Genomic DNA, 14,092 nt, shown 5'->3' with positions numbered 1-14,092 from the left:
GCGGTTTCGGTTGTTCATATAGGTGATATGCCCCTTGTGTCGGGACAGGAAGTGCAAGATCGCGGAGCAGGGCGGTGCGAGCCCGGCAATCACCTAGTGCGGTCGCGCGGTGCGGGATTAGAGGCGGTTGGCGCGGGTGTGCAGCAGGTCGTGCACGTTCTCGATGTCCGCTGGTGAGGTGCGCGAGGCGAGCCAGTACATGACGCCGGTGGGGATGAAGAAGAGCTGGAACGCGGCCAACCCGACGGCGAAGTTCAACGGCGGCGGGAATGCCACCCGCAGCCCCTGGAAGGCCACCCCGACCAACCCGTTGCCGGCCGCACGACCGACCCCGTTGACAAGGTTGCCCAGGCTGTAGACGGTGCCCCGGTGCTCCGGCGGGTTCACGTCGGCGATCAGCGCGAACCAGTTCGGCGAGTTGGCCGAGGTCAGCGCGAGCGCCACGATCGCGGTGAGCAGGCTCAGGCCCACCGACGGCTCGGTGACCACACTGGTCAGCACCGCGCCCACGACCGCGCCGCCGCTGGCGCCGTCCGGCACGTCGATGGTCACCGGGACGAAGAACAGCACCAGGTAGAACGGCAGCGCGGCGAGGATGCCGACCGCGGCGACCAACGCCCGACCCCGAGGGGTACGCCGCTGCGCCGCGTCGCCGATCAGGCCGCCCACGATGGAGAGCACCCCGCCGAGCTGGAACAGCGTGGCGAAGACGCTGCCCACCACCACAGCCGTCGACGTCGAGTAGCCCTGGGCCTCGGCCCGTTCGGCGAAGAGCACCGGCAGCCACACGAGTGAGCCGAACGCGGCCTGCGCGGTCAGACCCTGCAGGATCAGCCACCTGTTGGTCCGTCGGGCCAGGATGCGCGGCAGGTCGGCGCGGCTGATCCGATAGTCGTACTCGGCGCCGGCGTCCAACCGGTCGGCCAGCTCCGGCTCGCTCTGGCCACGCCGGACGTCGTACGTGAACAGGTAGGCCACGGTGGCGGCCAGGCCCACGCCGGTCAGGATCAGGAACGGTCGGCGCCAGTCGGTCGCCCCGAGCAGCCCACCGACGAGCGTGCCCGCCAGGGTGCCGATCCCCTGGGAGAGGCCCCAGAAGCTCATCACCAGCCCGCGCCGGGTCGGTGAGATCAGGTCGGTGACCACGGAGAACCCGACCGAGCCGACCGCGCCGAGGCCAACGGCGGCGACCAACTGTGCGGCCAGGAAGGTCAGGTAGCCGCCGGCGAGCGCGCTGCCGCCGGTGCCGGCCGCCCAGAGCAGCGTGCCCACCATGAGCAGCCGCTTGCGGTTGGTCCGGTCACCGACGTACGCCCAACCGACCGCGGCCACGGCGCTGACCAGGAAGCTGACCGCGGTGACCAGACCCAGCAGCCGCCCCGACACGGCGAACGCGTCGGAGATCGGGCCGTAGAGCGGTGGGACCAGCCCGATCGCCACGTTGTCCAGGGAGGCGAGCAGCACGAACACCACGACGCTGTACAACCGGTGCGCCGGACCGCCGCCCCGGCCGGGCGGGCGTGAGTCGGGCGTCGCCCGACCCCGGTCGGGCCCGCCACTGCTCACCGTCATGACCGGCAGCCAACCAGACCCCGCCGAGGGGGCCGTCACGCGGGTGGGTGCCGGTCGGCTTGCGCCGGCACCCACCCGCGTCGATCCCGACGCTCAGGCCGATCAGGGACCGCTGGGCGAGCCACCCGGTCAGCGCCTGTCGAGCACCAACCCGCGAGCCGCCGCGTACTGGTCGCGCACGGCGGGGACCGGCTCGGCCGCGTACTCCTCGGTGCCCTCGACCGCCCAGTTCGGCGGCGTCGGGCCGCCCAGGGCGACCCAGGCGGCCTGCCGGGCGGCGCCGTCGGCGACGTACTCCCCCGCCGGCGGCACGACGACCGGGCAGCCGAAGACCTGCGGGGCGATCCGACGCACGGCGGCCGACCGGGCTCCGCCACCGACCAGGATGACCCGGCGGACGGTGGCACCCTGCGCGGTCAGCGCGTCCAGGCCGTCGGCGAGCGCGCAGAGCATGCCCTCCACGGCGGCCCGCGCCAGGTGCGCGGGGGTCGACGTGCGCAGGGTCAGCCCGTGCACCGCGCCGGTGGCGAGCGGCCGGTTCGGCGTCCGCTCGCCCTCCAGGTAGGGCACCATGACCAGCCCGTCCGCACCGGCCGGCGCGGAGAGCGCCAGGTCGGCCAGTTCGTCCAGGCTGACGCCGAGCAGCGCGGCGGCGGCGTCCAGCACCCGGGCCGCGTTGAGCGTGCAGACCAGCGGCAGGAAACGACCGGACGCGTCGGCGAAACCCGCCACGGCACCGCTCTCGTCGGCGGCCGGCACGTCGGCCACGCTGAACACGGTGCCGGACGTGCCGATCGAGACGACCACGTCACCGGGGCCGGCACCGACGCCGAACGCGGCGGCGGCGTTGTCCCCGGTGCCCGCGCCGAGCAGCGCGCCGCCCGACCCACCCAGCTCGTCGGCCAGCTTGCCGGCCGACTCCGCCGGACCGAGCACCTCGGGCAGCACCAACTGCCGGCCGAAGGCCCGTTCCAACAGGTCCGGTCGGTAGTCGCCGGTCGCCGGCGACCAGTAGCCGGTGCCGCTGGCGTCACCACGGTCGGTGCGCAGCGCGCCCAACCCCGGTGCGCCGGCCAGCCGCCACGTCAGCCAGTCGTGCGGCAGGCAGACGGCGGCCACGCGGGCCGCCGCCTCCGGCTCGTGGGTGGCCAGCCACCGCAGTTTGGTGATGGTGAAGCTGGCCACCGGGACACTGCCTGCGGCTTCGGCCCAGAACCGACGCCCGGCCGCGCCGCCGCCGGCCTCCTCGACGAGGTCGGCGGCGGCGTCGGCGGATCGGGTGTCGTTCCACAACAGTGCCGGGCGGACCACCCGGCCGTCCTCGTCGAGACACACCATGCCGTGCTGCTGGCCGGCGACGGAGATCGCCGCCACGTCGGCCAACCCGCCGGCCTGGTCGACGGCGCTTCGCAGCGCCTGCCACCAGGCTTCCGGGTCGACCTCGGTGCCGTCCGGGTGCGGTGCCCGGCCCTGCCGCAGCAGAGCGCCGGTCTCCGCGTCCCGGATGACCACCTTGCAGGACTGGGTGGACGAGTCAACGCCTGCGACCAACGGCATGGCGGGGCCTCAGCGGGCGCCGAGCAGGTGCTCGACGGCGAGCTGGTTGAGCCGGACGAAGGCGAAGCCCCGCTCGGCCACCGCGTCGACGTCGACGTCCTCGAACGCGGACCGGTCGGCCAGGAACTCCTCGTAGCTCTCACCCGCGTTGAGCGTCGGCGTGTTCAGGTCGCCGACCTTGCTGGCGGCGAGCGCCTCCACCACCTCGGGGTCGGCGCGGAACGCGGCGGCCCGCTCCTTGAGCAGCAGGTACGTGCTCATGTTGGCCGCCGCCGACGCCCAGACACCGTCCATGTCCTCGGTCCGGGAGGGCTTGTAGTCGAAGTGCCGCGGCCCGTCGTAGGCCGGCCCGCCGTTGGGGCCGCCGTTCTCCAGGAGGTCCACCAGGGCGAACGCGTTCATCAGGTCACCGTGGCCGAAGACCAGGTCCTGGTCGTACTTGATGCCGCGCTGGCCGTTGAGGTCCAGGTGGAACAGCTTGCCCTGCCAGAGCGCCTGGGCGATGCCGTGGGCGTAGTTGAGCCCGGCCATCTGCTCGTGGCCGACCTCCGGGTTGAGGCCGACCAGCTCCGGGTGGGCCAGCTGGGAGATGAAGCCGAGCGCGTGCCCGATGGTCGGCAGCAGGATGTCGCCGCGCGGCTCGTTGGGCTTGGGCTCCAGGGCGAACCGCAGGTTGTAGCCCTTGTCGATGGAGTACTGGGTGAGCAGGTCGACGGCCTCGCGGTAGCGGTCCAGGGCGGCGCGGACGTCCTTGGCGAGGTCGTACTCGGAGCCCTCGCGGCCGCCCCACATCACGAACGTGCTGGCGCCCAGCTCGGCGGCCAGGTCGACCTGGCGCAGCACCTTGCGCAGCGCGTACCGGCGGACGTCGCGGTCGTTGCTGGTGAAGCCGCCGTCCTTGAAGATCGGGTGGGTGAAGAGGTTCGTGGTGACCATCGGCACCACCAGGCCGGTCTCGTCGAGGGCCTTGCGGAATCGGGCGATGTGCTGGTCCCGGGTCGCGGCGTCGACGCCGAACGGGATCAGGTCGTCGTCGTGGAAGGTGATGCCGTACGCGCCCAGCTCGGCGAGCCGGTGCACCGCCTCGACCGCGTCGAGCTCGGGACGGGTGGCGTCACCGAACGGGTCGCGAGCCTGCCAGCCCACGGTCCAGAGGCCGAAGGAGAACTTGTCGGCGGGGGTGGGACGGGGTGCCATGAGCGACCTCCGGGGTGGTGTTGTCCGCTATTTGTTCAGCGATTGAATTATTTGCTCACCCTATGGCACTGTCAAGGGGTGAGCCTCACCCACGCCCCGGCCGGCGCAGTCCGTCAGGGCAGTCTGCGCGAGCTCAACCTCGCCCTGGTCCTGGGCCGGATCGCCACGGCCGACCGACCTCCGTCCCGGGCCGACCTGGCGACCGCGACCGGCCTGACCCGAGCCACCGTGTCCGCGGTGGTCGAGGACCTGCTCGCCGGGCAGTTGGTGAGCGAGTCCGAGCCCGCGCCCCGCGCCGGCGCCGGCCGGCCGGCCCGCGGTCTCGTCCTGGCCGACCAGGGGCCGGCGGGGCTCGGCCTGGAGGTAAACGTCGACTACCTGGCGGTCTGCGTGGTGGACCTCGCCGGACAGGTCCGGCACCGCACCGTACACCGGGCCGACCTGCGCCCGGTGGCCCCGGCGGACGCCCTCGCCCAGCTGGTCGAGATCGCCGAGACGGCCCGCGACGTCGCCGCCGGCGAGGGCCTCACCCTGGTCGGTGCCGCGCTCGCGGTGCCCGGCCTGGTGGACGACACCGGGCTGGTCCGGCTCGCGCCGAACCTCGGCTGGCGCGACGTGCCGGTGCCCGCGCTGCTCGCCGAGCACCCTCCGCTCGTCGAGCAGGTGCCCGGCATCCCGGCGCTTGTGGTGGACAACGAGGCAAACCTCGCCGCGCTCGGCGAGCTGCACTCCCGGCCACCCGGTCCGGCCAGCTTCCTGCACATCTCCGGGGAGGTGGGCATCGGCGCCGGCATCGTGCTGGACGGCGCGCTGTTCCGGGGCGTCCGCGGGTGGAGCGGCGAGATCGGGCATCTTCCGGTCCACCCCGAGGGCCGTCCGTGCCGCTGCGGCGGCCAGGGCTGCCTGGAGCAGTACGCCGGCCAGGAGGCGATCGTGACCGCCGCCGGGTTGGCTCGGACGGAACTCCCCGCGGACACCGCGACAGCGCGCCTGGCCGAGCTGGCCGAGGCCGGTGACCCGGACGCGCTGCGGGCGCTGCACGACGCCGGGACGGCGCTCGGTGTCGCGGTGGCAGGTGTCGTCAACCTGCTCGACCTGGACACCGTGGTGCTCGGTGGCGGTTACGCGGCGCTGGCGCCCTGGTTGTGCCCGCCGGTGCTCGCCGAGATCGCCAGCCGGGTGCTCACCGCCGCCTGGTCGCCGGTCACGGTCCGACCGTCGACGCTCGGCGCGGAGGCCGCCGCGGTGGGCGCCGCCGGGTCGGTGGCCCGCCGGATCATCGCCCAGCCCGCCGGCTGGCTGGGTCGCTCCGGCTGATCGACGCCCTCGCTCGCTGGTCGGGCGCCCACGGGGCTCGGTAGCCTTTCCCCAGGCAGCGATCCGCGGCGAGGAGGCAAGAAGCAGCATGCGCACAGGTCGTCAGACGCGCGGTGACGTCGGGCGGTGACCGCGACCCGCCAACCCAGCGGCACCACCCGGTCGGCCGACACGAGACTCGCCCGCGAGCTGCTCGACGGGCTCACCGAGGCCGTGCTGACCACGGACCCAACCGGTCGGGTCACGCTGGCCAACGCCAGGGCGAGGCAACTGCTCCCGGAGATCACCGTCGGCACCGACCTGGCCGGCTGCCCGGTGGCCGCCCTGGCCCGCGCGGTCGCCGACGACGCCGCCCAGTTCGACACCGAGCACCACGCCCGGCGGCTGCACGGCACCCGGCGACAGCTCACCGGCTCCCGGTACGCGTGGTACGTCCGCGACGTCACCGACGAGCACGCCCACACCACAGCCCTGCGGGCCGAACGCTCCCACCGGGAGTTCCTCGCCCAGGCCGGCAGCCGGCTCGCGCTCTCCCTGCACCGCGACCGGGTGCTCCTGGCCACCACCACCCTCGCCGTGCCGTACCTGGCCGACGTCGCCGTGGCACTGCCCCGACCGGCCGCCCCGACCGAGCCGCACACCCGCTGGATCCGGTACGCCGACGGAGAGCCGGCCCCGGTCACCGGGACGGCCCGCACCGCACGTACCGACGCCGTGCCCGGCCTCGCCGAGGCGCTGGCCGGCACTGTCGCCGAGCCGCACCCCTGGCCGGACGCCGAGCCCGCCGACCTGGCCGCCATGCTGCCGCCCGGATTCGGCCGCCCGGGCACGGTGCTGGTCAGCCCGCTGCTCAACGCCGACGGATCGGCGGGCGCCCTGCTGCTCATCCGCCGAGCCGGGCGGGCCGGCTTCGCCGCGCGTGACGTCGAGCTGGCCCGCGAGTTCGCCGCCCGGGCCGGCGCCGCGCTGACAAGCGCCGACCTCCATGGCGAGCAGACCCACCTGGCGCAGGTGCTGCAAACCAGCCTGCTGCCGCCCGAGCTGCCCACCGTGCCCGGCGTGGCCCTGGCCGCCGGGTACCGGGCCGCCGGGGACACCCTGCGCATCGGTGGCGACTTCTACGAGGTGTTCCCACACCCGCGTGGGGCCCTGTTCGCCCTCGGCGACGTGTGCGGCAAGGGGGTCGGCGCGGCCGTGTTGACCGGTCGGGTCCGCCAGTCGTTGCGGACGCTGCGACTTGTCGAGCAGCGCCCGCTGGAGCTGATCCAGCTCCTCAACGAGGCGTTGTGCGACGCCCCGGACGCGGCGCGGCGCAGCCAGTTGACCACCCTGCTGCTCGGCGCGATCGACCGCGGGCCCACCGGGCTGGACATCCGGATCGCCGGAGGGGGCCACCCGGCCCCGCTGCTGGTCACCGCCGACGGCAGGGTCACCACGGTCCCGGTCGGGGGGATGCCGGTCGGCGCGCTGACCGTCGCACGATTCACCGAGACCCGGGTGCACCTCGATCCGGGGGACCTGCTGCTCGCGTACACCGATGGGGTGACCGCGGCGCGTAGGCCGCACGACCTGGCGACCTTCGGTGCGGCCCGGCTGCGCGCCGCGCTCGCCTCGGTGGCCGGGCGGTCGCCGACGGCGCTCGTCGACCGCGTGCGGCAAGCGGTCGACGACTGGCTGGCCGGGGAGGCCCACGACGACATCGCGATGCTGGCCGTGGGCGCCTCGACAACGGGGTGACCGACGGCCCCACCCAGGGCCGGGTCGACGCGGTGGTCAGGCGGTCCGCGCCACCGGCGGTTCGGCGGCCGGCCGGTCCCGGTCGGTGCCGATCGACAGCGCCGGCTCACCCGAGGGGCCCGCCCAGGCCGTGCGGGGCCGCCGGTCCGGGTCGACCGACGAGTCTCCGGAGCGCCCACCGGGCCGGTCCGGGTCGTCCGGCCAGTCCCCCGATTGCGTCGGCTCACCCGACTCCGCTGTGCTCTGCGCCTGCTGCCGGCGAGTGACCTCGTCGAACTCCCGCAGGCCGCCCAGCAGCGCGTCGCGGCCCTCCGGGCTCATCCCGGCCAGTACGACGGCGAGCTGCGCCTGACGGTCGGCCCGCAGCTCGGCGAGGAGTCGGCTGCCCTCCGGGGTGAGGTGCAGCGAGATCTCCCGCCGGTCGAAGCGGCCCGGCTCACGCTCCAGCAGGCCGGCGGCGACCAACCGGTCGCAGAGGCGGCTGGCGGAGCTGAGCAGCATGCCGAGCCGGGTGGCCAGCCGGCGCAGGTTGATCCCGTCGTGCTGCTCCACCACCGTCACCGCCCGTAGCTGGGCGCCGGACACCCGGCCGGCGGCGCCCTCCCGGGTGGATTCCCAGATGCCCAACAGGGCAGCGGCCGCCGCGTCCAACGCGGCAGCCATACTCGTCTCGGGGTCCGTCCGACGGTGCAGTTCAGCCATGGTGGCCCCGAGAATACTCCGAAACCACTGGTGGTCGAGCTTTCAGCGAAGGAGCGACGATGAGCGAACCGGTCAATCAGGCACGCCGTGCCCTGAACGAGACACCGGCGGACCGGCTCGTCGGTGGTATCGGTGCGGTGGTCGCCCACTCGTACGCGATCACCGACGTCGAGCTGTACCAGGTCGACTACCGGCTCTCGGAGTTGCTGCCACTCACCGAGGGTGACTCGATCACGAGTCCCGGGCATCCCGCCTGGCGCGCCTTCGACCACCAGTCGCCGATACTGACCGACGGCACCGCCTGGTTCCCGGTGACCATGCGTGGCGAGCGTCGAGGGGTGCTGCGCATGGCGCCCGTCCCGGACGACCGGGTCGTCCTCGCCGAGCTGGCCGACATCGCGACCGCGCTCGCCCACGAGGTGACGGCCGTCTCCGCCGGCACCGACGTCTACCGGGCGGCACGGCGCAGCCAGCGCCTCACCCTGGCCGCCGAGATGCAGTGGGACCTGCTCCCCGGCCGCAGCCGGATCCGTCCCTCGTTCAGCCTGGCCGGGCAGTTGGAGCCGGCGTACGCGGTCCGCGGCGACAGCTTCGACTGGTCCGACGACGGGCAGCGGCTGTGGTTGTCCACGATCAACGGCACCGGCGAGGGCGTCGCCGCCTCCCTGCTCACCTCGTTGGCCACCCACGCGCTGCGCAACGCGCGCCGGGCCGGGCTGAGCCTGGCCGACCAGGCCGCCCTCGCCGACCGGGCCCTCTACGACCTGTACCGGGGGGAGCAGCACCTCTCCGCGTTGCTGATGGAGCTGGACCTGCGGTCCGGGATGATGACCGTGGTCGACGCCGGCTCACCCCGGCTGGTCCTGCTGCGCGACGGTGAGGTCACCGAGCAGCCCCTGGAGGCGCAGTTCCCACTCGGCATGTTCGAGGAGACCGACTACCACGAGCAGAAGTTCCCGATGGAACGCGGCGACCGGGTCTTCGTCGTCAGTGACGGGGTGGTGGAGGCCACCGGGCAGCACATGCGCTACGGCGAGACGGCACTGGACCGGTTCCTGCGCCGGACCGGGCCGATGGAGCCACTGGACGCCGTCCGGTCCCTGATCGGTGACCTGCGCGCCTTCGTGGCCGGTGACCTGGTCGACGACGCGGTGGTCGTCTGCCTGGACTGGGCCGGCCCGCAAGCGTGACAAGCGGTCGTCAGTATGCCCCGCGGCCGTTCAGGACCGCGCCGAAGGTCTTCCAGAGAATGGTGAGGTCGGCGGCGAGGGACCAGTTCTCCACGTAGTAGAGATCGAGCCGGATGCCGTCCTCCCAGCTCAGGTCGGAGCGGCCGCTGACCTGCCACAGCCCGGTCATGCCGGGCTTGACCAGCAGCCGCCGGGCCACGTCGCCGTCGTAGCGGGCCACCTCCGAGGGCAGCGGCGGCCGGGGCCCGACCATGCTCATCTGGCCCAGCAGCACGTTCACCAGTTGCGGCAGCTCGTCGAGCGACCACTTGCGCAACAGCCGGCCGACGCGGGTGACCCGGGGGTCGTGGCGCATCTTGAACATCAGGCCGTCGGTCTCGTTGCGCGCGGTCAGCTCGGCGAGCAGCGTGTCGGCGTTCACCACCATGGTGCGGAACTTGAACACGCCGAACTCCTCCCCACCCCGGCCGACGCGGACCTGCCGGAAGAGCACCGGGCCCCGGCTGTCCAGTTTGATGGCCAGGGCGATGACCGCGATCAGCGGCATCAGCAGCGCCAACGCCAGCGACGAGGCCGACCGGTCGACGAGCCCCTTCACCAACTTGCGCGCACCGCGGAACTCCGGCGCCTCGACGTGGATCAGCGGCAGGCCGGCAACGGGGCGGGTGTGGATTCGCGGGCCGGCGACGTCGGTCAGCGCGGGCGCCACGACCAGGTCGATGCCGGTGCCCTCCAACTGCCAGCCGAGGCGGCGCAGCCGGGTCGCGGTCAGCTCACCGGAGGCGGTCACCGCGACGGTGTCCGCGCCGATGGCCGTGGCGGCCTCCGGAATGCCCCGGAACGACCCCACCACAGGTACGTCGCCCAGTCGCTGCGCCACCGGTGCGAGCAGCGCGTCCGGGATGCACGCGCCAACCACCTGGTAACCGGCGTACGGCTCGCGGCGCAACGTGTGCACCAACTCCAACACGTGGGCGGTGTCACCGACCACCAGCACCCGGCGCGACCAGCCGGCACCCATCGAGCGGGCCCGGTGCAGGCGCTTTCGGGCGCCGAACCGCGCCACCTCCAGCCCGACGGTGCCCACCGCGAAGGAGATGCCCAGGAAGCCCCGCGAGACGCCGAGTTCGGTGATGTAGCCGATGATGGCTATCGCGCCGGCCAGGCGCAGGCTCGCGGAGCTGACCCGCCGGTACTCGTCCGCCCCGTAACCGATCACCCGGTCGTCGTAGCAGCCGAGCGCCTTGAGCGAGATCAGCCAGGCCAGCACCAACCCGGGGGCCACCAGCACGTACGGGACCTCGGAGCCGGACGGCTGGTCGTCGCCGAAGCGGGTGACATAACCGATGAGCAGCGCGACGATGAGCACGGTGGTGTCCAGGACCACCATGACCCGTACGTAGGACCGCTCGTCGGCGCGCGCTACCAGCCCGGCACGTTTGTCGTTCGGCTCCGCCGTGGTGGCGGGGGTCAACAGTGTCGCCGCGGTCACTGGCCCTCCCACTCTGCTCAGGATGGCCCCGGCCAATGGGTCGGACCGGAGGCGGACCGGCTCTGCCGGAACAGTCGACATCCTGCCTCGATAACTATGACTGCCGATTGCTTCGGACGTATTGCCGTCACTTTTCTTCAACCTGGAAGCCAAAAAGAGGCCTGCCTACCAGATCCGGTTGGCAGGCCTCCAACGTGGAGTACGTCAGCTCAGCGCGGTGCCGGCGGACGCCGCGCGATGGCGCTGAGGAAGATGCTGCCGATCTCGCTCGGGTCCTTGGTGACGAAGACATCGCCGCCGGTCACCTTGGTGATCGACTCAAGCTCGGCCTTGCTGACGCCCTCGCCGATGCCGATCATGATGACCTGGACCGGCCGATCCGGATCGGCGAGTTGCTTGAGCTTGGCGAGCAACTGCTGCTGGTTGAGGCCGTCGTCGTCCTCGTTCTTTCCGTCGGTGAACAGCACGATCGAGTTGACCCGACCGGGTTGCCAGTTGTCCTGCACCGCCTGGTACGCGGCGAGCGTCGTGTCGTAGAGGCCGGTGTTGCCATCGGAGGGCTTGACGCCGCCGAGCGCACCCTCCAACTGGGCCCGCTGGCCGGAGAGCGGCCCGATGGGAACCAACTCCCGGTAGTCCCGGTTGCCGACCAGCTTGGTGGAGAAGGTCCACAGGCCGATCGACCAGGAGTCGTCGAAGAGGCCGAGGCCACGACGGGCCGCTTCGACGGTGACCTCCTCCCGACTCCGGTTGTTCGCGGAGGGCACCGGGTCCTTCATCGAGCCGGAGACGTCGATGACGGCCAGCATCCGGCCGGACTGGGTGGCGATCGACCAGCTGGAAACGACCCGCTGGATCGCGGCCGGGTCCAGCCCACCCGCGGCGGTACCACCGTTCGCTGGCGTGGTCGGCGCACCACTGGCCGGGCTCGGGGCCCCCTGCGGCGCCTTGAAGCCCTCGCCCCAGTTACCGTCCGGCGCGCGCAGCGACTGCGCGGCGAGCCGGTCCCGGAAGGCGGGGCTGGTGAGAAGCTCGAACAGCACCCGGGCCGCGGACGCCTTGCTCGGCTCGATCCCGGGCAGCACCGCGTACGGGTAGTCCAGCGGCATCGGGGCCGGCTCCATGTAGAGCGCGGCGAGCGGCACCGGCGGCTTCTCGCTGTTGTAGGCGATCACGTCTTCCTCGGACAGGGCCGCCGCGCCGAGAGAACTGGCGATGGTGGTCCCGTCGTTGGCCTTCGGGAACCGGGCCAGCAGGTCGTTGCGGAGCGAGGAACGCCCGGTGGCCAGCGCGCGTAGCGCACCGACGGTCTTGCGCTGGGCGTCAACGCCGGCACCGTTGGCGGCAGCGGTCAGCGAGAGCAGACCGGACAGACCGGCGGCGTCGCGGGTCGGCTCGACGATCCCGGTACGCAGCGGCGTGCTGGTGTTGTTCACCTGGTTGAGCAGGTCGGTCCATTTGAACTTCTTGTCCGGCCAGCCCAGCCGCGTGGCGATCGGCTCGGGCATCGCGACGACGATGGGGCTGCGGGCGATGGACGCGCCGTTCGTCGGGGCGAACGCGGTCGCGTCCTTCTTCAACCGCAACAGCCAGGTCGAGGAGTCCGGCACCCAGACGTCCGGGCTGACCGCTGTGCCGCTGGCCTGCCCCACACCGGCGAGGACCGCGCCGTGCTTGGCCGCCACCACGGCCGCCACGTCGACCGGGTCGGACGCGGAGACGTCGACGCGGATGCAGTCGGTGCCCACCGCGGCGCCGTCCTTGACCCACTGGGACGCGGCGGCGTCCACGGCGGGTGCGAGCTCCGAGGCGACCGCCACCGCAAGCCGGATCTCACCCGTGCACTTGGACTGGATCAACTCCCGATAGCCGAACCACGCGCCGCCCGTGACGACGAGCACCGCAGCCGTCGCGGCTGCGGCTGCTAGGTGGAGTTTCGAACGCATGCGATGGCGGCCTGCTGACACGGTGACCATCTTGCGTACAAGGTGCCGTCTCTGCCACATCCGTTCGGCCTAAAGTTACGCATGAGAAACAGTTCACCACTATTTAGCAACACAGTGTGACGCGGCGGCCCCGAGGTGTTGTCGATTCAGCGCGAACCGCACGTCCCGGTGTCGGCCGTCAGGGCAGCACACACGTCGGGCTCGGCACCGACACCGGCTCCCCGACCGCCTCCGGAACACCGGTCTCGATGTCGCGCCGGAAGACCCGCACCATGTCCGCCCGTTCGTCGGCGACATACAGGTGCTCCCCGATCAGCGCGAAGTGCCGGGGCCACTCCCCACCGGTCTCCACTTCGGCCACCAGCGTGGGCAGCTCCCCGGCCAGGGTGAAGGCCGACAGGGTCCCCACCCCCCGGTTGGCGACGTAGAGAAACCGGCCGTCCGGGCTGACCGCGACCTCCGAGGGCTGCACATGACCCGGCCGCTCGCTCGCCTCGACCCGACCCCGCCTGTGCAACGCCCCGTCGTCGGTCAGCTCGTACGCGGCGACCGACGCGTCCAGCTCGCCGACGAGGTAGCAACGTCGTCCGTCCGGGTGGCGGGCCAGGTGCCGGGGCCCGGTGCCGGGTGTCGTGCGGACGCGTGGCGCACGGGGCACCAGCCGTCCGCTCGCCTCGTCCAGGTCGTACCGGTAGACCGAGTCGGTGCCGAGATCCACCGCGAGGAGCGGACCCCGGGCCGCCCCCGGGGAGACCATGTGGGCGTGCGCGTGGTCCTGCCGCTCCGGGTCGGGGCCGTGCCCCTCGTGCACCACCAGGTCGGTGCGCTCGCCGGGCACCCCCTGCGGGTCGAGCGCGAAGACCGCCACGCTGCCGCTGCCGTAGTTGGCCGCCACCAGGTGGCCGCCGTCGGGCAGCACCGCGAGGTGGCAGGGCTCCGCGCCACCTGTCGACCGGCTGCCCAGCGGATCCAGCCCGCCGTCCGGCCCGACCCGCCAGGCGCTGATCTCCCCGGCCGTCAACTCGTTCACCGCGTAGAGCACCGGGCGGGTGGGGTGCCGCGCCAGGAAGGACGGGGACGGCGTGACCGCCACCGTGCCGAGCGGGGTCAGCGCCCCGGTCGTCGGGTCGCGACGCGCGGCGACGATGCCGCTGCCCCGCCCACCACTCTGCGCGGTGTAGCCCCCGATGTGGACGACCTCACCCTGACCACTCACGTCCCACTCCTTAGCCGGCGTCCTCCGCTGATCCAACCAGAGGCTGCCCGCATCGCCCGCCGGTTAACCGGCTTTGCCGGCCGGATCTCAGAGCGCGTTTCACTTTGCTGTCAGTCGGGTGTGTTGAAGGTGAGGCGTTGTTGGCGGGTGGCGGGTTGGCCTCGGG

At 72.8% G+C, this 14,092-nt stretch carries 10 protein-coding genes; 3 read left to right on the top strand and 7 right to left on the bottom strand.

The window, feature by feature from the left end; genetic code table 11:
* Positions 1–117: 117 nt before the first annotated feature.
* The 3 genes from ACPXBU_RS29165 to xylA form a co-directional block, all read right to left on the bottom strand.
* Positions 118–1,572, bottom strand: a complete 1,455-nt coding sequence (locus ACPXBU_RS29165) for an MFS transporter (RefSeq protein WP_393373935.1) — start codon at positions 1,570–1,572, stop codon at positions 118–120.
* A 129-nt stretch (positions 1,573–1,701) separates the two neighbouring features.
* The gene (xylB, locus tag ACPXBU_RS29160; protein ID WP_393373938.1) at positions 1,702–3,129 is read right to left on the bottom strand and encodes a xylulokinase; all 1,428 of its coding nucleotides are present in this window, start codon (positions 3,127–3,129) and stop codon (positions 1,702–1,704) included.
* A gap of 9 nt (positions 3,130–3,138) precedes the next feature.
* On the bottom strand, positions 3,139–4,326 hold the full coding sequence (xylA, locus tag ACPXBU_RS29155) for a xylose isomerase (protein WP_425760597.1): 1,188 nt from the start codon (positions 4,324–4,326) through the stop codon (positions 3,139–3,141).
* 78 nt (positions 4,327–4,404) lie between these two features.
* On the opposite strand from xylA, the gene ACPXBU_RS29150 reads away from it, so the two are divergent.
* Positions 4,405–5,643: an ROK family protein gene (locus ACPXBU_RS29150; protein ID WP_425760592.1), complete on the top strand. Its 1,239-nt coding sequence runs from the start codon at positions 4,405–4,407 to the stop codon at positions 5,641–5,643.
* A 126-nt stretch (positions 5,644–5,769) separates the two neighbouring features.
* On the top strand, positions 5,770–7,380 hold the full coding sequence (locus tag ACPXBU_RS29145; RefSeq protein ID WP_425760590.1) for a SpoIIE family protein phosphatase: 1,611 nt from the start codon (positions 5,770–5,772) through the stop codon (positions 7,378–7,380).
* A 36-nt stretch (positions 7,381–7,416) separates the two neighbouring features.
* Here ACPXBU_RS29145 and ACPXBU_RS29140 read toward each other — a convergent pair whose 3' ends face one another.
* The gene (locus ACPXBU_RS29140) at positions 7,417–8,082 is read right to left on the bottom strand and encodes a MarR family winged helix-turn-helix transcriptional regulator (protein ID WP_425760588.1); all 666 of its coding nucleotides are present in this window, start codon (positions 8,080–8,082) and stop codon (positions 7,417–7,419) included.
* A 59-nt stretch (positions 8,083–8,141) separates the two neighbouring features.
* Between ACPXBU_RS29140 and ACPXBU_RS29135 the strand changes: the two genes are divergently transcribed.
* Positions 8,142–9,272 carry a PP2C family protein-serine/threonine phosphatase gene (locus ACPXBU_RS29135; protein WP_425760586.1) on the top strand — a complete coding sequence of 377 codons (1,131 nt, stop codon included), beginning with the start codon at positions 8,142–8,144 and terminating at the stop codon, positions 9,270–9,272.
* Between the two features lie 10 nt (positions 9,273–9,282).
* Here ACPXBU_RS29135 and ACPXBU_RS29130 read toward each other — a convergent pair whose 3' ends face one another.
* The 3 genes from ACPXBU_RS29130 to ACPXBU_RS29120 form a co-directional block, all read right to left on the bottom strand.
* Complete coding sequence (locus ACPXBU_RS29130; protein WP_393373955.1) at positions 9,283–10,764, bottom strand: sugar transferase; 1,482 nt, start codon at positions 10,762–10,764, stop codon at positions 9,283–9,285.
* A 209-nt stretch (positions 10,765–10,973) separates the two neighbouring features.
* Entirely contained in the window at positions 10,974–12,731 is a 1,758-nt protein-coding gene (locus ACPXBU_RS29125) for a substrate-binding domain-containing protein (RefSeq protein ID WP_425760584.1), read from the bottom strand.
* A gap of 157 nt (positions 12,732–12,888) precedes the next feature.
* Positions 12,889–13,926: a lactonase family protein gene (locus ACPXBU_RS29120; RefSeq protein WP_425760582.1), complete on the bottom strand. Its 1,038-nt coding sequence runs from the start codon at positions 13,924–13,926 to the stop codon at positions 12,889–12,891.
* Positions 13,927–14,092 lie beyond the last annotated feature (166 nt).

The sequence above is a fragment of the Micromonospora sp. DT231 genome (assembly GCF_049847025.1).
GTDB lineage: Bacteria > Actinomycetota > Actinomycetes > Mycobacteriales > Micromonosporaceae > Micromonospora.
The sequence above is the reverse complement of the archived record's forward strand: the minus strand, read 5'-3'. Positions and strand labels throughout refer to the sequence as shown.